The sequence below is a fragment of the Nitrosomonas sp. genome (assembly GCF_019752095.1).
GTDB lineage: Bacteria > Pseudomonadota > Gammaproteobacteria > Burkholderiales > Nitrosomonadaceae > Nitrosomonas.
Genome location: NZ_JAIEMO010000008.1, coordinates 70,106 through 90,609 on the forward strand (window position 1 = coordinate 70,106; position 20,504 = coordinate 90,609).

A 20,504-nucleotide genomic window follows, 5' to 3' on the forward strand; every position below is an offset into this window, starting at 1 on the left:
TTGATCAGAATTAGCCTAGACGGTAAACGAATAAGACATCAATTTCAAGCACAATATCGGATAGTGATAAGTAAGCAAAATTCTGTTTTCAAGTGGGTGATGTGATGTTTGCGAAAGTATGGGGTACAGGCTGCTATACGACTTGTTGTTTGGTAAAGTCTTTTATGCGGAATCCCAACAGCCACAAAGCGGCAAAATAGCTCGAAGCGCCCATGATTATTATCCAGCTTAATCGGCCGACGCGAGTCATGGTGGAATCGGTCAACCAGGAAGCGTCACTACCTGCCGTGAACCATAAAACAATTCCCATACTTGCCAAAGCGATCAGTAATTTGACAAAGAAATTAAGCCATCCAGGTTGCGGTTGATAGATTTTGTGGCTGCATAATTTATAGTACAATAGCCCCGCATTCAAGCAGGCGCCTAGCCCAATGGCTAATGCGAGTCCGGCGTGTTTGAATGGAATGATGAAGGCCAGATTCATGAGCTGTGTGGCGATCAGCGTGATCACGGCGATTTTTACAGGGGTTTTGATGTTCTGGCGTGCATAGAATCCCGGTGCGAGGACCTTGACCAGAATTAATCCGAGTAATCCAATGCTGTAAGCAATTAATGCTTCACGCGTCATCCATACATCGTGCTCAGTAAAGGCACCATGGTAAAAAAGTGTTGTGATTAAAGGTGTTGCTAATAGTGCCAGTGCCAGCGCTGCGGGTAAGGTCAGCAACATCGTCATTCTTAGGCCCCAATCCAGCAGGCGGGAATATTCTTCAGTGCTGTTATTATTGTAATGCCGTGCCAAGGACGGCAGTAGTATGGTACCTAATGCGACGCCTAGCAGGCCAGCGGGGAATTCCATTAAGCGATCGGCATAGTAGAGCCAGGATACACTGCCCGTAACCAGTAAAGAAGCGAATATGGTATTGATCAGCAGACTGATTTGGCTGACCGATACACCGAAAACCGCTGGGCCCATCAGTTTGATTACTCGCCAGGCGCCTGTATCTCGATTGCGGAAACGAATGCGTGGCAATAATTTGAGGCGTAGTAGGAATGGTATCTGGAATACAAGTTGTAGTACGCCACCGATAAAAACTGCCCAAGCTAGTGCAAGAACCGGGGGATCGATAAGCGGTGTGAGCCACAATGCGCATCCGATAAATGACAAATTTAATAATGCAGGTGTGATCGCAGGCACATTAAACCTGCCATAGGTATTGAGTATGCCACCTGCTAACGCGACCAAGGAAATGAATAAAATGTAAGGAAATGTAATCTGCAGTAGTTCAACGGTTAGATTGAATTTTTCCGGATCAGCAGAGAATCCCGGTGCGCTGGCATAGATGATGAATGGCGCTGTCACGATTCCCATCAGCGTGACAACAAACAGCGTAATGCCCAAGAGCATGGTGATATGATCAATCAACTCGCGCGTTTCTTCGGATGTTCGGGTATTTTTGTATTCTGCGAGGATTGGAACGAATGCCTGGGAAAATGCGCCTTCGGCAAATAATCGTCTCAGCAGATTGGGAATCCGGAAGGCGACAAAAAAAGCATCGGTTGCCATTCCAGCCCCAAAAATCCGAGCAATCATGATATCGCGCACAAAACCGAGAATGCGCGATACGAAAGTCATGCTGCTGATCGCAGCGAGCGCTTTAAGTAAATTCAATGGTATTTATCTTTTTCTAGCGGCGGGCAGAAGATTAAACAGCGCTATTATTAAATTTATATTATCTAGACTCTATTAGTCAGTGCGTTTGCTAACGAGAGAGTAATTATTTAAAAAGACTGCCTAATTTTCCTAACAAGCCTGGTTCGGACCAATTCCATTGTAAGCAGTATTCCGCACCCAATTTCGGGTTTTTAACATCAGCTGCAATGGTTGTTTGCCCAGTTACAATCGGTGGCAATAAAGCTTCTTCTTTGCCATCATGCTTACAGAAAAAACGGGTAGTGGAAACGGCGCGGCCTTCAGGCAGTTGTACTGTCATATGCAGATGTTGTGTGTCATCATCGATCACGTGAGAAAGCGTGCCTTGGCTTTGTGTAAAAGCGTCTTGATATTCGCAGGTTAATGTCAGATCGGAGCCATCGATTAATTTTAATTCGGGCGGAATTCGCATGCAAACGTGATAGTTTCCATTTTCTTTTTGTTGATCATATGGTTGTCCATGGTTAATTTTGAAATTGCTGATACTGCCAATCGCGCGGATATTTTTAAACCAGTATTCTGAATTATCGATATGGCATGCGGTTGTCATCTGCGTTTGTGTCAATGTTGCTTTATTGCCGGTATTATCATGAACGGTTAACAATTTTTTTAAATCTGAAATGGTGAAAGCAGATTTGTTTTGCCTGAATTGATCAAGAATCAGCAGTGCTGCACAAATCGTAAAAATTAATCCAACAACGAAAAATGGGGTAAGCAGGGCAACCAATGCACCAAAGACAATGATCGATACATTGATGTAAAAAATCAGCTGGTTGGGTTTATTAAACATTCAAATCTCCTTAGATTATCAAGCATATTCTTATAGTATTTTTTGCAGCGCTGAGTTTAACAGAGAGCCGCAAGCAAAAAAAGCAACAAAGAAATCAACAATTGTTTAACAATTTGGGGTTATTATTATGATCCGATCTTATTCATCTTTTTTATGGAGAGAAAATCATGTCGAAAAAAATCATTAAACCTATTTCGATTGCTTTAGGCACAGCATTAGTCACCAGTTTAGCAGCAACCAATTTGACTGCTGAGACGCAGACTAATCCGTTTGCAATGAGTGAGCTTTCTAGTGGTTACATGCTTGCGTATGGAGATAGTGCAAAAAAAGCCGGGCAGGAAGGGCAGGCTGACGGCAAGAGTGAAATGAAAAAGGATATGGAAGGCAAGTGTGGCGAAGGTAAATGTGGCAGCAAGAATAAAATGAAGCAAAATATGGAAGGTAAAGACGACGGTAAGAATGCTGAGGGTGAAAGTAAATCCGGTGAAGGTAAGTGAGATTCTAAGAATTAATCTTTTTAATCCATGAGCGGATATCCTGTTCATGGCGTGGGTCTTGGTCTGCGGCGATCGATGATAGATTCGTTGGCAGATCAAACTCCGCAGCAGGTGAATTTCTGGGAAGTTGCGCCAGAAAACTGGATAGGTGTCTGTGGACGCTACGGAAAGAGGTTGCGTGAACTGACCGAGAAATTTTCTTTTATTTGTCATGGATTATCACTTTCAATCGGTGGACCGTCGCCATTGGATGAAGCTTTTCTGCACCGTTTGAAAAGATTCTTCAAAGAGCACCGCATCTGCTATTACAGCGAACATCTCAGCTATTGCAGTGACGACGGGCATCTGTATGATTTAATGCCGATACCTTTTACTGAGGAAGCGGTGCATTATGTAGCGAACCGTATCCGTTATGTGCAAGACATTTTGGAGCGGCGTATCGCAGTGGAGAATGTTTCCTACTACGCAACTCCCGGAAAACAGATGGATGAAATCGATTTTTTGAATGCTGTGTTGCAGGAAGCGGATTGCGATCTACTGCTTGATGTCAATAATATTTATGTCAATAGCATCAATCATCGCTACGATGCCGAAGTGTTTCTGCGCGGATTACCGGCTGAACGCATTCGTTACATTCATGTTGCCGGGCATTATCAGGAAGCGGAAGACCTCATTGTTGATACCCATGGCGCGGATGTCATAGATCCCGTTTGGCGGTTACTCGAGAAAGCTTATCAGCATTTTGGCGTCATTCCGACCTTGCTGGAGCGTGATTTCAATCTGCCGCCACTGGCAGAATTGCTGCAAGAAGTGGATACTATTCATGCGTTACAGTCAAAATGGTCGGCGCAACCCAGTGATTACCTACAACACGGCTGATCGTCCCGAATTTGTACGGCAGCAATACATTTTTGCGGCGCATATCCGCGATCCGGAAAACAATCCGTGTCCTGAAGCACTCGAAGAACGGCGCCTGAAAATATACCGTGAGCTGTTCTATAACAACGTAGAAGGCTTTATCGCCAACAGCTTTCCGGTATTGCGTCAAATCATGTTGGATAAACTCTGGCATGCAATGATTCGGCATTATTTTGCTAGGCACTTGTCACGTACGCCATTATTTCCGGAAATGCCGCGTGAGTTTCTAAAATATCTGGAACGTGAGCGCGCAGCGCAACCAGATGATCCGCCATTTATTTTGGAACTGGCTCATTATGAGTGGGTTGAACTAGCGCTTTCTATATCGGATGAGAAAGTGGAAGTGGCAAAAATAAATCCAGAAGGCGACTTGCTTGATGGGATCCCGATGATTTCCCCGTTAGCCTGGCCATTGAGCTATCGTTTCCCGGTGCACAAAATCAGTCCGGATTTTCAGCCAGGAGCACCCGGAGCGACACAAACACATTTAATCGTTTATCGAGATGCCGATTTTGACGTGCATTTTATTGAAATTAATGCAGTGACTGCACGTTTGTTGCAGTTGATTAGTTGCAATGATCACAAATCTACACGGACATTATTGCAACAAATAGCCGTTGAGCTGAATCATGCGCAACCCGATATTGTCATCTGCAGCGGAATAGGAATATTGAATGATTTGCGGAAACGTCAGGTGATTTTAGGGATTCACGTCTAATACACGCAAGGTGTGCAATATGAGTGATGGGATAACTTCCCAGTAGCTGAGAAGTTATCCTGGGGGAGCTACTTTTAATTGTTTACTTTGATAAAATTGCCGTTCTGCTTGATCCAGACATCTCCGGTGTAAGCATCATTAATCGACATGGCATCGGTTGCAAAACAATCCGTTACACCCTCTGTTCTATAGGTTCCCTTGGTAATATATTTGACCGGAGGAGTTAGCACAATGCCATCAACAGGCAAGCCAGCCAATGTATCCGTGAGAACAGTTGTAATGTCGAGACAAAGATCAGAATTTACGACCAAATTAGCTGTTTCGGCAGGTGCATTGATAGTGCAATGCTTCACGTCCGCTGCAGCATCGACAATAGCTTGGAATGGGTTAGGTAATCCGGGAATACTGGTTGACAAGCCCTCAATACTTGATGAAGTAATGGTGTTACTGCCCAACAACGAAATGCCGCTGGCAGTTGTTTGTTGCGGCACTTTGCAAAGATTGGTATTCGTCAGATCTGGAGCTTGAACACACGTACCATTAGTGGTCATTGTGACAACATTACCACTTTGACTATAACTGACGCCAGCCAGCGCATTGGTGATGTCGCAGGCGGCGATGCCACTATTTCCGCCGGAATTGTTAACTTGAGTGATCATGCTGGATAATGTATTGATTAATATAGGACTATTCCCCCAAGGACCTCCCATCACATAAACGTTGTTGTCATTTTTGTTAACACCCGCATAGACATTAGATTCTGGGTAATAGCGGAATAACCAGGGCTCAATGTTTTGTGTTGCTTGGTGACTGGGGAAGATTTCACGATGCGTATTTTCAGCCCAGTTAAGCAGTTTCTCGGTGTCACTGGCAGTCGTAGCAAAAACGAAACAAATATTCCCGAGTAAAGCGAAAGTGCAAGTAAATAGAATGATCTGTTTCATGGTAATAATCTCCGGTTGCTTTGATAATAAGTTAACTATTCGGATGAATGGGTTAATTGCTCGAAATTCAAGAAATGATGAGAAGCGATTTTATATGTAATGTTTCTTAATCGAAGGCGAGATATAGCTGTAAAAGAGGGGGTAATTCTTGCCAATAAAGTATCTTGATTAATACACTTTAGCGGCTAGTTGGAGTAGTTTGGAACTGAAATCGAGTCCGGATTTCCGTGCAATCGATAAATTAATTTCGAACACAATTTTTTCATTGACTAGGTTCATGTTGATGGTGACGCCATTGGATATGCCGTTAGAACTATCAGCTAAGGTAAGGATAGGCTTATTCTGTAACGTGCTTAAAATACTGGATAGATTGTAGCTAACTGAGTTAGAAAAAAATATGGTCTGACAATCTTCTAGTTGCTCTGGATTGCTTATTCGCAACACTTTAATATTCCGTTTATCAATCGGTCTATTTTGTAACTTATCGATTTCATTGCCGAAATAGTCTTCGCCATAAACACAGAGATGGATGGTTGCATTCGTATTATCGGGCCAATGTGTGAATGCGATGAAGTTATAAATAAAAGCTGCTTTGACTTGATATTCCAGGATGCTGTCGGCTCTGGCGAGTGAATGAGAAATAGGCAGGCCATAACCTAACCATAAAGCTAAAATTGTGTAGCAGGCACATCGACCGATGAATGTACCTGGAAGCTTGATGAGTCGGTTATAAAATTGCATGTCGACGTTTTGGGCTAGAAGCGCCATTGCGCTCCTGCATAAATTCCCCGTGGAATAACCACGGGTACTATAGGAATAAAGTCAGATACATACTCCCTGTGATTTTGACTGAACAGATTCTGACCGACAACGAAAAGCTCAGTATTCTTGGTTGGCCTATAGACCAGCTTTGCATCCATAGTAGCGTAGCCAGGGATATTGTATATCGAGACACCACTGGTATAGCGTAACCAAAGATTGAATTGCAATTTTTCAGATAAATCGTAATTTGAGCGCACTGACAATAGGTGTTGGGGGTTTGCTTTTTTTAAACCGCCTGCGGTTGGGTTAGTGCTACTTAAAAAGCTATTCGAAGAAAAATCTATATTGATGAAACTGTAGTTACCTTGCAGGCGCCAGTTATCTCTTGGTTTCCAATCAATCGATGTTTCGTAGCCATAAGTCAATGCAGATCCTTGATTATTTAGCATAACAGGCTGTAACAGTTGTATCGGTAATCCTGTGCTGAGCGATAATGCACCAAAGCTCAGATCGCGTAACTGACTATAGTCGTTGATAAAACCCGTCATATCGATGGAAGCTTGTGGGGAGAACTGATACCGGTACCCTAGTTCATATGCGATCAATTTTTCTGAATTAAATTTATTGTTGCCGAATAATGTTGCTGTGATAGGAAACGGCAAGTTAGGTAAGTTCAATCCAGCAGCTGATAAAGATGGTGTTACATCAATCTTGCCATCGATTTCACCCCGTGAAGGCGTTCGCACGGCACGAGATACTGCCATCCAAATTGAGTTCTCAGTATTAGGCGTCCACATTAACCGCGCATTGGGTTGTATTTCCATGCCGGTAAAATCGTTATGTTCGAATCGACTGCCTATTGTGAATAACAAGCGATCCGGTATCAGCGTGATGTCATCGCGGATGAAAGTGCTGGGCAAATGATTTGTACGCACACGAGGGGAAAATGTCACTAAATTGGTATCGGCAAGTGTGTTGTGATACAGCCGGTAATTGGCTCCCCAAGTCAGGTTATGTCGATCGAATAACGGAAAACGATACTGCATGTCGATGTCAAAGCTCTCGGCATCAAATTTTCCTATGGGCTGTAAGTTTGCCAGAGTACGGTCATAATAAACCTGCAGCATGAACGATGATTGTTCAGAAATGGACCGGTCCCAGCGAAAACGTACATTTCCACCTTCGCTACGTCCACTTATCTGACCTGTTGGGTTGGTCGAGAGATAGATAGCATCTTTCTCTAAAGTACTTCCGCTGAAATTGGAAAAATAATCACCCTGCAAAGTAAATTGATCAATGCCACGGTTATGGTCAAAGCGGAATCCGCCTCTGGCCGAATGCCATTGATCGTTAGCATTTTCCCCGGATAAGGATTGGGTTTGGCCTCTGGTAAATCCTTTGGCATAGACACGGAAAGGCGTTTCTTCATTGACCATACCGCCGTAGCGTGCGCCCACAAAACCGTGTTCAAAGCTTCCCCCGCCGGCAGTGAAGAGTGTGCCCTGGGTATCGGCGGCTCCCTTGGTGATAATGTTAATAACGCCATTGATTGCATTGGATCCCCAGGAAGTTGCCGCAGGGCCACGGATCACCTCGATACGTTCAATGTCTTCTATGAGCGTATCTTGCTGTTCCCAAATCACACCGGAAAAAACTGGAGAATAAACGCTGCGCCCGTCCATCAGGACTTGTAATTTGTTAGCATAGAGACCATTAAAGCCACGGATACTGACCGCCCATTTATCGGTGCCGACGCGTTCCACATTCACTCCAGGTGCCATTCTTAAAGCATCGGGAATACTGGTGGCGCCAGAACGGCGTATGTCATCCTGCGTGATTACAAAAATAGCGGATGCCACCTGGGAAAGCTTCTGCGGAGTTCTGGAAGCCGTGGTGACCTTGACATTCATTAGCTCGTCGATACTCAAGTTCAGGAATTGATTATCAACAGAATGACTTCCCGCAATGTTAAGTTTTGCAAAACAACCCAGAAGGATGAGAATTGATAAATTCAGAATCAGGTTTTTAGGCATATTTTGATTCATCAAACGAGTTAATTGTAGTGAATTGATTTAAAGGTATTCTCATTGAGGCTGTCAGCTAAGCCTACGATCCAGAGCTATGAGATTTTTACACAATGTATAGGCGTCCTAGAACGAGATATGACTGATAAAAAGTACATATTTCTCGAAACTGAATGAATCTATACAGCGGTGAGAGGTATCAGCTTAGAGCGCTGATATTTAGCAAGGGAACCGTCGGTTACTGATAGATCTTGGTGGCTAGCTGGAGTAGCTTGGAACTGAAATTCAACTTTCGATTCCCCCCGTGGTCTTGCCACGGGGTTGTATATTACACAGATCTACGAACTGATTTGCTGCAGTTTTTTTGCGGATATCGATGGATTACTTGCGATCACAAAATTTGCAAAACAGTATGAGGTCTAACAACTTCAGACTGCGCTGTATCGTTAACTCAGAGATCGAGATCCAAGCGATTAGCTTTCAGTTCGACTATCGTGGTTTTTTGTGAGTAAGGCTTATGGACTTTTCGACGCCAGGGGTTAACATATTACTTGTCCAATAATTACTTTGAAACCTTGATCACAGTTAATGTAGGCTTTCTTTCTTTCAAGGAATGACTTTACTTGGTTTTATCTGCAGATGGATCAATTTTCTCGGTAGATGCAGGCGCAGCCAGAAGTTTATCTTTTAGCGATAGATAGATTCGATTTCGTCCTGCATTTTTGGCTGCATATAGTGCTTTATCGGCCGCATTGACAAGATGATCTTCGTTTTTAATACCGGCTTCCTTGAAAGCAACGCCAATACTTATCGTGATTTGAATATGAACTTCGCCGATTTTGATTTGTTGCTGGCTTATTTGATGTCGAAGTCTTTCTGCAAAAAAGATAGATGATTTTACATCCGTATTTCCTAGCTGACATACAACCAGAAATTCTTCTCCTCCCATGCGGCAAAAGGTATCGCCTTTGCGTGCGGTTTTTCGAATAATCGCAGATACTTCTTTAAGTACTTTATCGCCTATTGAATGACCATAGTTGTCATTGATCTTTTTAAAATGATCAATATCGATGAGCATGACTGCCATCAGTTGACCGGTTCGGTTTGCGACACTCCATGTCTCAGACAGTGTTTCCATGCCAGAGCGCCGGTTGGGTAATTCTGTCAGCATATCGGTCAGGGCATAGTATTCTAATTTACGATTGGTAACCGCTAATTCAGCGGCAAAGCGCTTGAGTTGCTCGCGGTCCTGTTCCCACGCTTCCTGTAATTGTCGGTAGTGCCAGGCTGCTCGCAACCTGGCCCGGAAAGCCTTAATATTTATGGGCTTGGTCACATAATCGTCGACGCCCGCATTAAATGCTTTAATAACTTCTTCTTCATCTTCGATACTGGTGAGCATAATGACGTATAAATTTTGTCCCCATTCAGTTGCTCGTAATGATTTGGTTAATTCAAGACCATTCATGATGGGCATCATCCAATCGGTGATGACTATGTGCGGCAATACCTCCATAGCAAGTGCTAATGCCTGTTGACCATTATTGGCGGTATACACAGTGTGACCCAGAACATTGGAGAGCAATTCCATGGAAAGGATAAGATTGGTTGGGTCATCTTCAACCAGGAGTATTCGTAGTGAAGCGGCGTTGGTTGCATCTTCCGGCCGTGGCGCGGCTGCGCTCATCATTTTATGAAAGGATGGAAGTTGTTCCTGGGCTGTTATCTTAAGTATTTTCCCCCATGTATGCCATTCCCCTATGATTTGGTCGATAAAGTTGCCAAATGTTTCGGTATCCAGACCTATTTTTCCACCCAGTAATAACAGCCCTGAAATGCGCTGATTACGCTCAGATTCTTTGGTTAATGCAAAATCAGCAATCTGTTTCGCCAAGTAAAGCTGATGCAGAATTTGGTGAGGCCGAGAACCTTCAGAAAAACCAGATTCGTCAGGCACCTCATGATAGTAAATCGGTTCCACAAAAATATTTGGGAAGCCAAAATTAATTAACATCGCAGCAGTCAACTCATTATGATCAGTCTTTAAGTGCTGTTGTTCCAATTGGCTCAAAGGGATGTCTGGTGATTGTTTCTGTATGAGCTCGGAATACTGCTCGGGATAAATTGAAGCGAGTGCTAGGCAACCAATGCGCATCATCAAACCGCAAGAAAATAAATCCTCAGATGAAGAAACTTGAGTTGACTTATTCAATTCTTGCATTGCAATTGCCATCAATAGCGAATGAGACCAGAATTCCTGGTAATTAAATCCTTTGTTTGGGCCTTTTGAATATTGATCGATGAGCGAGAACCCCATGGCCAATTGCTTGACGGTGTTTAGCCCGACACGAGAAACGGCTTCTGCTATGGATGAGATTGCGCGCGTGGTTTGTTTAGTTGCATTGGCCCGCTGAATCAAGCGACCTGCAAGTGCAGGATCAGTTTGAATGAGCTTGGTGATTTCGTTGATGGATACATTCTCTTGACGGCAAGCTTCTAGCAGTGCCAGCGCCACGCCTTTAGGACTGGGCAATAATGTGCTAATTTTTAGTTGGTTAAGGTCAGCTATTTTCATGATCGATTGCGCTGGGATTGGATGCCTGAATTGACCACTTCTGGTCGATGATAGAATAAATTTTTTCTGCGGTGATTGGTTTGCTAAAGTAGTAGCCTTGCAGAGTATCACAACCGAAATATTTAAGAGCCTGAGCTTGCTCTAATGTTTCTATGCCTTCGGCAGTCACAGAAAAACCGAGATTCGCTGATAATGAAATCATCGCCAAGACGATTGCAAGATTGTTTTTATTTTCTAACATATCACGAATGAAGCTTTGGTCTACCTTTATATAATTTATGGGTAAGCGCCTCAAATAATTCATAGAAGAATAGCCTGCGCCGAAATCATCCAGGGCAATCTGAATCTGATGCTTCCGTAGCTCGTGCAGTGTAGTCAACGTATTTTCATCATGCTCCATCAAAGCGCCTTCCGTAATCTCCAGGATCAGTTTGCTGGGAGGAAAGCCTGTTTCGGTTAGAATGCCGAGTATTTTCTTCACCAGTTCAGGATCCTTGATCTGCAGAGGAGAGAGGTTGACAGCGACTTGCAAACATTTTCCGTTCTTATGCCATTGAACGGCCTCAGTACATGCTGTGCGCAACACCCACTCTCCGATTGGGAGGATTAAGCCATTTTCTTCTGCTAAAGGGATGAAATCAAGTGGAGAAACAAGTCCTTGTTTTGGATGCTGCCAACGTATCAGTGCTTCTACTGATTGAAAGTTGCCTTTTGCAATATCGAACTGTGGTTGGTAAACAAGATAAAATTCATTGAGCTGCAATGCATTACGTAGATCGTTTTCCAAGTGCATGCGCTTTTCCGCCTGAAGTGTCAGCTCAGCGTTGTAGAATTGGCAATTATCCCTGCCTTCATTTTTGGCATGGTACATTGCTGTGTCTGCATGTTTCAGCAGGGTTTCGGCATCATTACCATCACTCGGGTAGAGAGCAATGCCAATACTTGTAGTGAGTACGACATCACGGCTTTCGAGGTGAAAAGGGTGACGCATAGTTTCACGAATTCGATGCGCTAGAATTAGCGCATCTTCCGTGCGTAATAAATTAGGAATAATAACGGTAAATTCATCGCCTCCGAGACGAGCTAATTTAACTTCTGAAGGATTTTGATTAGTGCGTGATACAAAATCAGAAAGACGTGTGCTATTTTGTAAGCGGTCGGCTGCGCACTTAAGAATAGTGTCTCCGGCATTATGTCCCATTGTGTCGTTGATACTTTTGAATCCATCCAGGTCCAGAAAAAGAATTGCTAATTTGTTATCAGTATAGCGGGCACGTTTAATTTCTCCCTTTAAACGCTCCATAAAAGATTGACGATTTGGCAGTCCAGTTAGAGTGTCATAATAGGCAAGGTGGAAAATTTTACTTTCAGAGTCCTTACGATCAGTAATATCGCGAACGAGGCAAAGTGTTTCTTCAGAATCGATCACAACAATACGATTTTCATAGTATTTAGTTTCATCGTTATCCAGCTTGAGCGGGTAATCGAAAAGCTCAACCGTGCCGTTGTAGCGAGCTTGCCCTGCGGCATCTATATATAAATTGACGATATCTTGAGGCAAGCTTTGATGCAATCGATTTTCCGAATTTCGAATCAACCAGGGCGTAGTATCTGCATCACTGCAGATTTCCAAAATTTTTCCTTGGTTATTGATAATGAACATTGTATCGGGAATGGCACTGAAAATTGCTGCATTGCGCGCGTTAGCAGCTTTGAGTGCGAGCAAATTCAAGTAGGCGCGTTTCAAATACAATACCCGATAGCTAAGTAGATTCCAGTTGATCGGTTTGGGGATAAAATCTGTCGCGCCAACCTCAAAAGCGCGGGTAATGGATTGCATATCATCCATTCCTGTGACCATGATAATAGGAAGTTCATTGCCAACTTTTTCCCGCACGTATGAACAGACCGTATAACCATCCATGTCGGGCATTTCAACATCGAGCATAATCATATCGATAGGTGTTGTTTCAAACAAACGGATGGCTTCTGTTCCATTGCAAGCCAGCGTAACCTCGAAGCCGGCTTTCTCTAGCGCGGCTTGCATCAGGAGTCTGACCGTTGCATCATCATCGGCCAGTAAGATTTTAAAAAGTTTTGCAATCACGATGGTGTAAGTATTTTTCTTATCTCAGTGGTAACGCATTGATAATGTGAGCGCATATTTGCTTGTAGCGCTTTTGCGCGGATTAATTCTCCGGCATGCCCATCAATTTCCAGTTGTTTGAAGATGGCGGATAGGCTTTCAGCACCTATATTTCCCGAACTGGATTTCAAAGCATGCGCCGATTGGCGCAGGCCTTCAGCGTCATTATTCAGAATTGCCTGTTCAAGCTGTCGTAGACCGTTATCAGCAGACTCGAGAAAGGCCTGTAGAATTTTCTGCAGCAGGCTGCTTCCTCCGGTAGGGTCGAGTTCTCGAATCTCCTCAAGCCTAATCGGATTGAGTGCTGAGACAGCGTTACATTCCGACTCTATTGCAACGGGTTCCGAATTTTCAGCATTCATAGGATTGTCTTTTTTTGTGGGTAACCATTGAAGGATTTTTTGTTGTAATTGATTGAGCGAATAAGGTTTAGAAAGGAAGTCATCCATTCCCATTTTTAAACACTGGATCCGATCGTTTTCAGTAGCATTGGCTGTCAGGGCAATGATTGGTATCTTGTTAAACTGTTGCCGAATCTGAACAGTGGCTTCAAAACCATCCATCACCGGCATTTGACAATCCATTAAAATTATATCGTAGTGATTGTTGCGGATCAGATCGACAGCTTGCTTGCCATCATTTGCGATTACAGTATCCAGGCCCAGTCGACTTAACATCGCCTTTGCTACTTCTTGATTGACTGGATTATCTTCAGCCAGTAAAACAGATCCCTTTAAGAGCAGGGGGACAGACGGAGAGGGATTTTGTGCGGATGCAATTGGCTTATCGAGATTGCGTCCCATAACATCCATGATAATATCAATTAATTCTTTCTGGCGGATTGGTTTATTGACGTAGCGAAGAATCCCGGCATTTTCCCTTGCCAGTTGCGTGATATCACTATGGGTTGAAGTTAACATCATCATGCGGGTTTTGCTCCATTCAGGATCGGCATGAATTTTTTCTGCCAACTGCAACCCATTGATTTTCGGCATATGCATGTCCAGAATGGCTAGATGATATGGTTCTTTGTAATCAAGAGCATCTTTCATGGCAGCGAGAGCTTGTTCCGGACCATCAGTACACACCGCTTGAATTTGCCAGTTTTGCAGTTGGAGTTTAAGAATCTCCCGATTCGTCTGATTGTCATCCACAACCAGTACTTTGATGCCAGCTAAATTAGCTATATTAGGTTGGTATGCGTGCTTCAGTGGGGATTTCTCCAATTGAAGATTAATCCGGAACTTGGAACCTTGATCGAGATTACTTTCTACATGAATGTTTCCTCCCATCAATTCCAGTAATCTTTTGCAGATCGTGAGTCCTAGCCCGGTCCCTCCGTATTGCCTTGTAGTCGAACCATCTGCCTGGGAGAAATGATGAAAAATCTTCTCATGATGTTCCGGAGGAATTCCAATGCCGGTATCTTCAACGCAAATTTTGATGTCAACTAAGGATTCGGTTGTTTCACTCAATTGAGTGCGAATCACAACCTCTCCATGTGAGGTGAATTTAATGGCATTATTAATCAGATTTGCAATGATTTGTCGTAGCCGGAACGAATCTCCCCGCACCATAAAAGCTATATTGGGAGGTGAAAATTGTGCCGCTAACTCCAACCCCTTTTTGTCAGCAGGATGAGCAAACATTGTCAGCGTATCTTCAATCAGCTGTACCAAGTCAAAATCAATGATCTCCAGTTCCATATGATCTGATTCAATTTTAGAGAAATCAAGGATGTCATTGATAATCCCTAACAGATGCTGTCCTGAGCTTTGGACTGTTTCAGCAAATCTCTGCTGCTCCCGATTTAGTTGGCTGCCTATAAGTAATTCAGTCATTCCTAGAATCCCATTCATCGGGGTGCGGATTTCGTGACTCATTGTTGCTAAAAATTCGCTCTTAGCTTTGCTCGCAGCTTCCGCCGATTCTTTCGCAAGCACTAATTCAGTTGTTCTTTTTGTGACTTCTTCTTCAAGATGATCCAGGTGATTTGCAAGTTCTTCATCACGATCTTGAATCATTTCCAGCATATTATTGAATCCTTTGGATAGTGTATTCAATTCAACAATAGAACTGGATTTGGTTCGAGTTGAGTAGTCTGCCTGATTAGTAACATGATCCATGGTGGTGGAGAGCTCGTTGAGCGGGTCCAGTACGGATCGGTTCAATCGGTGTAGCATCAGGTTGGCGATCAGTAAGGCAAGTGAAGCTGCTGTGATGGTAATGACAATGTGCCAAAGAATTTGCCAGTAAAGTGGTGCCAAAGAAATTTCCAGGTACAGACCCCCCAAAACCTGGTCATTGAAGCGGATAGGTTGGGTAATTGTTAAGAAATTAAGACTTGCCTTAAAATTTTCTTCTAACGACGGTAAAGTTGGGGGAAGCAATTTACTGGTGACAGAGTATGCTACAAATTGTATTTTTGCCTCGTTGTAAATAGCGGCGGCTTGAATTTCATTGGTATTTTTCAGAGAATGCAATAGCGTTTGAGCGGTGTTTTTATCCTGAAACATTAAAGTGGCCACGGCATTCTCAGCCAATAACTTAGCTGTTGACTGACTGGTTTGTGATAATGAATAAAAACTGATCAAAAAACTGCTACAAATAACAAGAGTTGCAACCAGTAGCATGGCGGTGCACTGTGTGGCGAGACTGATTTGTTGCAATTTTGAGCGAAGCGTGATGGCTGTCGGTGATGAGTTCTTCATTATTGATAGATCTCACTGGCAAAACGTAGTAATTGAGAGCTGAGTTTTAAACCACTTCTCTTTGCTTTGGCGATATTGGCCTCAAATGTAACTTTTCCCTCTTTTACTGCCATGTTAAGCACAATACCTTTCGAGGCGGTACCTGGGGTATCGGCAACGGTAAGAATTGGTTTTCCATTCAGTAGATTAATGACGTGATCGAGATTGCCAATAGCTGATCGGGTGATGAAAATCATTTGACAATTGGTGAGGTCATCGATATTTCTTACATGCTTGATTACTATTTCTTCATTGTTAATTTTCTTTTGTTGTATGTGTTGTAAATATTCTCCGAACGGATTTTCATCATAAATACATAAATTCAAGTTTTGAATATGCCGGTCTGGCCATTCAGTATAGGCAGCAAAATTGTATAAAAAAGCTACTTTCATCCGGTACTCCGTTGGTTGTTCTGCGTAAGTCAGTGGTGAAAAACCTAATATTAAGAAGCAGGATAACGGCATTAGTGAAAGATAAATTGAGATTGGTTGTTTCTCTGTCAGGTAGTTGCTGCATAGAGTTACATATTCCCGTGCTAGGAATATCCAAATCTTTCTGTCCAGGCATTGGATGAATATTAGTCTCAGTTTTATACAAAATAATGCCATATTGAATTATCCTAGAATCGATAATCCAATCTGAGGCGCACAGTGCGGCCTGGCTGTAAGAAAGTATTTTGCCAGTTGGTATCGGCGGCCGGATGCAGATAGTTTTCATTAAACAGATTATAAAAACTGAGCGATGCTTCCAGTCCTTTTATCCGAGGGACATCAGATACTAGATTGAGATTGGAGAGCACATAATTGTCAGTATTAGAGCCGTCAAGCGTTTTACGTTTGCCGTAATATTGCAATTCATATCCAGCCCGCAAGCCGGTTATCAGTGGTATCGGGATAGAAATGTTTATCTTGCCCAGATGATAGGGGGAGTTAGGCAGATGCGAATCCTGTTGTTCTGCGTTTTGAATACCATAACTACTGCGCAGCCGTGCTCCGGAGTCCCAAGCTTTATCCAATGATATTTCCGCCCCTTTAGCTCGTATCTTGCTCGCACTTTGTTGATACTGAGTAAGTTCGCTGACCGGATCTATCCCTAATGTAATGATGTTGTGCATATCCCACACATAAGCTGTGGCGCGCAGATTAAAATTGGGTTGCGCCATATAATCTGCCACGAATTCAGCGGCATCAATTGCTTCGCTGCGGAGTCCTGGATTGGCGACCTGCGATGAGATATCGTTGTAATCACGTTCGAATGCATTGGGAGAGCGGTGCGCGCGCCCATAGAGCGCCTTGAAGGTTGTTTTAGGTGTAGCCTGCCATATGAGTGCGCCACGCGGACTTAACCGGCTGTTAATCCAGGTGTTGTAATCGTAACGCAGGCCGACGGTTGCTGACAATGTTTCGGTAATGCGCCATTCATCCTGGATATACACGCCGGCGCGAACCATAGAACTTCTGATAAATACATTATCATCTGGGTTGTCGAAACTCTGATAGGTTTGATGGATGCGCGTATTATTTTGGTATTCGACGCCGAACATCAGTTTATGATTGTTGATTGCTGTTGAAAGCAGGCGCAATTCAGAACCGTGCCAGTCACTAGGCCCGGTGGAGTGCACATTCTGTCCCTCATACACGTTATAACCATCCCAGTTATATTTTCCGAGAAACATCCGACCCAGCACATTGAGCGTGTTGTTGGCAAAATTATCGCTATATTGGATTTGTGTGTGCAGGCGACGGTCTCGTATAAATTGACCGGCTACTAGGGGATCGGAAAAATATCCACCGGTAGGATCTTCCTTCTTACGATTACCGTAAATGAAATCAAAAGAAAATGGGCCATACGCTGCATTCGCGAATAATTGCTTGACGTTTTCTCCATCCAGGCGGTGTGCTACTCCGGAAATGCCAGCTTCACCAAAATCAAAGAAGCGGTCTACGCCTCGAGCTTGAAGACCGGAAAAGGAAATTAATGCATCTAAACCATTGTCAAATTTTTTACCCATGGTGACACGTTCTTGTGGCATGACTTCCGCAGTTTGATAAGAAGCTGAAAGTTCGACACCTTTTACGTCAGAGCCTTTGCGCGTAATGATGTTGATCACACCGAGCATGGCGTTTGGGCCATAGACGGCACTACCTGGACCCGGAATAAATTCAATCCGATCAATCAAATCAATATCGAGCGGAAAATCCCGCCCCGTAGGTCCCTGATCATAGGTAGCGTCATTGATGCGGTTGCCATTGATCGTAATCAATACGCGGGTATTGAAATCTCCGGGTAAACCCAGACCGCGAGTGCCTAGATAATCGTATTGATAATCATATGTGGTATGAATACCTGGAAGACTGGCCAGTGCTTCACTCAACGTGCGCCAGCCGTAGGTTCTAATATCTTTACGGGTAATCACGCTGACAGCAGCGGCGACTTGCTGTTGTTTTTGCTCATACTTTGACGCACCGACGACACTGATATTCATCAATTGTTCCAGGCTCAATTGCTCTAAGTTTGCTGTAGCAAAGACCAGAGGTGTTTGTGTGAAAAGCAAAACGGATAGCAATCCTGCTCTTGTAGGAAAACGCAGAATAAGCGACTGAGATTTCTGTGGAATGAGCACGATGGGCTGCTTGAGTTCTAAATGTTAATATTTAAACATGTCAAGCGACTTCCCAATATCCGAGAAATAGGAGCTTTATTACCTTAAATCATTAGATGAGAAGGATAGAATTTGATTTGCTCAAGATTGCAGAGTCCCAACTCTCTATAATGCGTTGTGCAGATTGTATTTTTATATCGATTTAGCTAAGCCAGATCATTTTCTAGCAACCCAAGGAATCCACCTGATTGATGATTCCATAATTGCGCATAAAGTTGATTGTTGGCAATGAGTTTTGCATGGCTACCCTGCTCAACGATGCGGCCTTTGTCAAATACAATAAGCCGATCCATTGCAGCGATCGTCGAGAGTCGGTGCGCGATCGCGATCACCGTTTTTCCTTCCATCAACTGGTAGAGGCTTTGCTGAATGCTGGCTTCGACTTCGGAATCCAATGCTGAAGTGGCTTCGTCGAGGACTAAAATGGGTGCATTCTTTAACAGTACGCGAGCGATGGCAACGCGTTGCCGCTGACCGCCCGATAGAGTGACCCCACGCTCACCGACATGAGCGTCATAGCCTGTTCGACCTTTAATATCCCTCAATGATTGAATGAATTCATGCGCCTGAGCTTGTTTGGCGGCTGTGATCATTTGGTCTTCGGTAGCATCCGGTCTGCCAAATAGGATGTTATCGCGCACCGATCGATGCAGCAGGGAAGTGTCCTGAGTCACCATGGCAATATTGGCACGCAGACTATCCTGCGTCACGGTGCGAATATCCTGTTTGTCGATGGTGATGCTGCCTTGCTGCATATCGTAGAAACGCAATAGCAGGCTGACGAAAGTCGATTTTCCAGAACCTGATCGACCTACAATGCCCACTTTCTCGCCGGCAGCAATGTGCAAATTGAGATCATCGAAAATGTTGAGGGATTCTCGATGCTCAGAGTGATAGGAAAAGGAGACATGACTGAAGTGGATGGTGCCTTGATGTACCTGTAATTCTTTGGCATCGGGCAGGTCAGTGACAAGCTGCGGTTTGGAAATCGTGTTGATGCCATCTTGGACTGTACCCATGTTCTCGAATAGCGTGTTAACTTCCCACATGATCCAATGTGACATGCCGGTCAGCCGGATAGCGAGACTCATGACAATTGCTATGGCACCTGGCCCGATATCACCTTGTTGCCAGATCGTCAAACTCAATGCGCCGGTTGCGAATACCATCATCATATTGATGACCCAAACACAAAAATTCAGACCTGTTGATAAGCGCATTTGTGGGTGCACCGTTGCCATGAATTCTTCCATGCCTGCCTGAGCGTACGCTGATTCACGTTGACTGCGTGAAAACAATTTCAATGTCAGGATGTTGGTGTAACTGTCAACAATACGACCGGTCATGAGCGCACGTGCATCGGCTTGTAAGGTGGATATACGTTTTAAACGCGGGACAAAATATGACAGGATGGCAATATATAAAGCAAGCCAAACCAGCAAGGGCACACATAAAACCGGATCTGCATTGACGACCAGGAATAAGGTGGTGGTCAAGTAAACCGATACAAATAGCATGACATCGATCAGCTTGAGTACGGTTTCCCGGACTGATATTGCAGTTTGCATGACTTTGGTGGCGATGCGCCCGCTGAATTCGTGCTGAAAGAATGCATAGCTTTGGTTAAGCAGATAGCGGTGTGACATCCAGCGGACACGCATGGGGAAATTGCCCATCAGTGTTTGGTGGATTACTAATGAGTGCATTAATACTAATAGCGGTATTACTATCAGAATGAAAACTGACATGCCCAGTAAGGTTGGCCATTCCTCTTCCAGAAAGTGCTCGGTTTTCCTTTCTGCCAACCAATCGACCATTTGTCCCAGAACGCTGTAGAGCATGGCTTCACTGACTGCAAGGCAAGTGGTTAGAATCGCTAACAACACAAGATAAGGTTCGATTCCCTGAGTGTAGTGGCGGCAAAACTGGTACAACCCCAGCGGCGGTTCGATGGGGTGTTCCGGAGGGTAAGGGTTGATCAGGCGTTCGAAGAAGCCGAGCATA

14 protein-coding genes are annotated in these 20,504 nt (G+C 43.9%); 3 read left to right on the forward strand and 11 right to left on the reverse strand.

The genetic code is table 11. The features are described from left to right. Window positions 1–133 precede the first annotated feature (133 nt). Window positions 134–1,672 (reverse strand): murein biosynthesis integral membrane protein MurJ, encoded by a 1,539-nt coding sequence (gene murJ, locus K2Q13_RS03515; RefSeq protein ID WP_292919277.1) that lies wholly within the window; start codon window positions 1,670–1,672, stop codon window positions 134–136. Between the two features lie 106 nt (window positions 1,673–1,778). Continuing rightward, entirely contained in the window at window positions 1,779–2,504 is a 726-nt protein-coding gene (locus K2Q13_RS03520; RefSeq protein WP_292919278.1) for a hypothetical protein, read from the reverse strand. Between the two features lie 167 nt (window positions 2,505–2,671). Here K2Q13_RS03520 and K2Q13_RS03525 point away from each other — a divergent pair, with 167 nt between their 5' ends. From K2Q13_RS03525 to K2Q13_RS03535, 3 genes are read left to right on the forward strand one after another with little or no spacing between them, the layout of a single operon-like run. Further along, window positions 2,672–3,001 (forward strand): hypothetical protein, encoded by a 330-nt coding sequence (locus K2Q13_RS03525; RefSeq protein ID WP_292919279.1) that lies wholly within the window; start codon window positions 2,672–2,674, stop codon window positions 2,999–3,001. 27 nt (window positions 3,002–3,028) lie between these two features. Then, the gene (locus K2Q13_RS03530; protein ID WP_292919280.1) at window positions 3,029–3,880 is read left to right on the forward strand and encodes a DUF692 domain-containing protein; all 852 of its coding nucleotides are present in this window, start codon (window positions 3,029–3,031) and stop codon (window positions 3,878–3,880) included. Then, window positions 3,825–4,637 (forward strand): putative DNA-binding domain-containing protein, encoded by an 813-nt coding sequence (locus tag K2Q13_RS03535; protein WP_292919281.1) that lies wholly within the window; start codon window positions 3,825–3,827, stop codon window positions 4,635–4,637. Before K2Q13_RS03530 ends, K2Q13_RS03535 begins: the two co-directional genes overlap by 56 nt. A gap of 74 nt (window positions 4,638–4,711) precedes the next feature. Here K2Q13_RS03535 and K2Q13_RS03540 read toward each other — a convergent pair whose 3' ends face one another. The 9 genes from K2Q13_RS03540 to K2Q13_RS03580 all read right to left on the reverse strand — a co-directional run bounded on the left by K2Q13_RS03540 (window position 4,712) and on the right by K2Q13_RS03580 (window position 20,503). Then, the gene (locus K2Q13_RS03540) at window positions 4,712–5,581 is read right to left on the reverse strand and encodes a hypothetical protein (protein WP_292919282.1); all 870 of its coding nucleotides are present in this window, start codon (window positions 5,579–5,581) and stop codon (window positions 4,712–4,714) included. A 168-nt stretch (window positions 5,582–5,749) separates the two neighbouring features. Next, the gene (locus K2Q13_RS03545) at window positions 5,750–6,349 is read right to left on the reverse strand and encodes a YfiR family protein (RefSeq protein WP_292919283.1); all 600 of its coding nucleotides are present in this window, start codon (window positions 6,347–6,349) and stop codon (window positions 5,750–5,752) included. Beyond that, a complete protein-coding gene (locus K2Q13_RS03550) occupies window positions 6,337–8,376 on the reverse strand; it encodes a TonB-dependent receptor (RefSeq protein WP_292919284.1) in 2,040 nt (679 codons plus the stop codon). Before K2Q13_RS03550 ends, K2Q13_RS03545 begins: the two co-directional genes overlap by 13 nt. A 610-nt stretch (window positions 8,377–8,986) precedes the next feature. Then, window positions 8,987–10,942, reverse strand: coding sequence for a diguanylate cyclase (locus tag K2Q13_RS03555; RefSeq protein WP_292919285.1), 1,956 nt, complete (start codon window positions 10,940–10,942; stop codon window positions 8,987–8,989). Next, the gene (locus K2Q13_RS03560; RefSeq protein ID WP_292919286.1) at window positions 10,929–13,049 is read right to left on the reverse strand and encodes an EAL domain-containing protein; all 2,121 of its coding nucleotides are present in this window, start codon (window positions 13,047–13,049) and stop codon (window positions 10,929–10,931) included. The genes K2Q13_RS03555 and K2Q13_RS03560 overlap by 14 nt, the downstream gene beginning before the upstream one ends. After that, window positions 13,046–15,799 carry a response regulator gene (locus K2Q13_RS03565; RefSeq protein WP_292919287.1) on the reverse strand — a complete coding sequence of 918 codons (2,754 nt, stop codon included), beginning with the start codon at window positions 15,797–15,799 and terminating at the stop codon, window positions 13,046–13,048. Before K2Q13_RS03565 ends, K2Q13_RS03560 begins: the two co-directional genes overlap by 4 nt. Further along, window positions 15,799–16,230, reverse strand: coding sequence for a YfiR family protein (locus K2Q13_RS03570; RefSeq protein WP_292919288.1), 432 nt, complete (start codon window positions 16,228–16,230; stop codon window positions 15,799–15,801). Before K2Q13_RS03570 ends, K2Q13_RS03565 begins: the two co-directional genes overlap by 1 nt. 227 nt (window positions 16,231–16,457) lie before the next feature. Then, a complete protein-coding gene (locus K2Q13_RS03575; RefSeq protein ID WP_292919289.1) occupies window positions 16,458–18,461 on the reverse strand; it encodes a TonB-dependent receptor in 2,004 nt (667 codons plus the stop codon). Between the two features lie 185 nt (window positions 18,462–18,646). Continuing rightward, window positions 18,647–20,503: an ABC transporter ATP-binding protein gene (locus K2Q13_RS03580; protein WP_292919290.1), complete on the reverse strand. Its 1,857-nt coding sequence runs from the start codon at window positions 20,501–20,503 to the stop codon at window positions 18,647–18,649. Between the last annotated feature and the right edge of the window lies 1 nt (window position 20,504).

What these genes read in the sequence shown, in the direction of transcription:
- K2Q13_RS03565 (WP_292919287.1), bottom strand. Translation starts at nt 15,799, where the DNA reads ATGAAGAACTCATCACCGACAGCCATCACGCTTCGCTCAAAATTGCAA.
- K2Q13_RS03555 (WP_292919285.1), bottom strand. Translation starts at nt 10,942, where the DNA reads ATGAAAATAGCTGACCTTAACCAACTAAAAATTAGCACATTATTGCCC.
- K2Q13_RS03540 (WP_292919282.1), bottom strand. Translation starts at nt 5,581, where the DNA reads ATGAAACAGATCATTCTATTTACTTGCACTTTCGCTTTACTCGGGAAT.
- K2Q13_RS03580 (WP_292919290.1), bottom strand. Translation starts at nt 20,503, where the DNA reads ATGCTCGGCTTCTTCGAACGCCTGATCAACCCTTACCCTCCGGAACAC.
- K2Q13_RS03525 (WP_292919279.1), top strand. Translation starts at nt 2,672, where the DNA reads ATGTCGAAAAAAATCATTAAACCTATTTCGATTGCTTTAGGCACAGCA.
- K2Q13_RS03520 (WP_292919278.1), bottom strand. Translation starts at nt 2,504, where the DNA reads ATGTTTAATAAACCCAACCAGCTGATTTTTTACATCAATGTATCGATC.
- K2Q13_RS03550 (WP_292919284.1), bottom strand. Translation starts at nt 8,376, where the DNA reads ATGCCTAAAAACCTGATTCTGAATTTATCAATTCTCATCCTTCTGGGT.
- K2Q13_RS03535 (WP_292919281.1), top strand. Translation starts at nt 3,825, where the DNA reads ATGCGTTACAGTCAAAATGGTCGGCGCAACCCAGTGATTACCTACAAC.
- K2Q13_RS03545 (WP_292919283.1), bottom strand. Translation starts at nt 6,349, where the DNA reads ATGGCGCTTCTAGCCCAAAACGTCGACATGCAATTTTATAACCGACTC.
- K2Q13_RS03570 (WP_292919288.1), bottom strand. Translation starts at nt 16,230, where the DNA reads ATGAAAGTAGCTTTTTTATACAATTTTGCTGCCTATACTGAATGGCCA.
- K2Q13_RS03530 (WP_292919280.1), top strand. Translation starts at nt 3,029, where the DNA reads ATGAGCGGATATCCTGTTCATGGCGTGGGTCTTGGTCTGCGGCGATCG.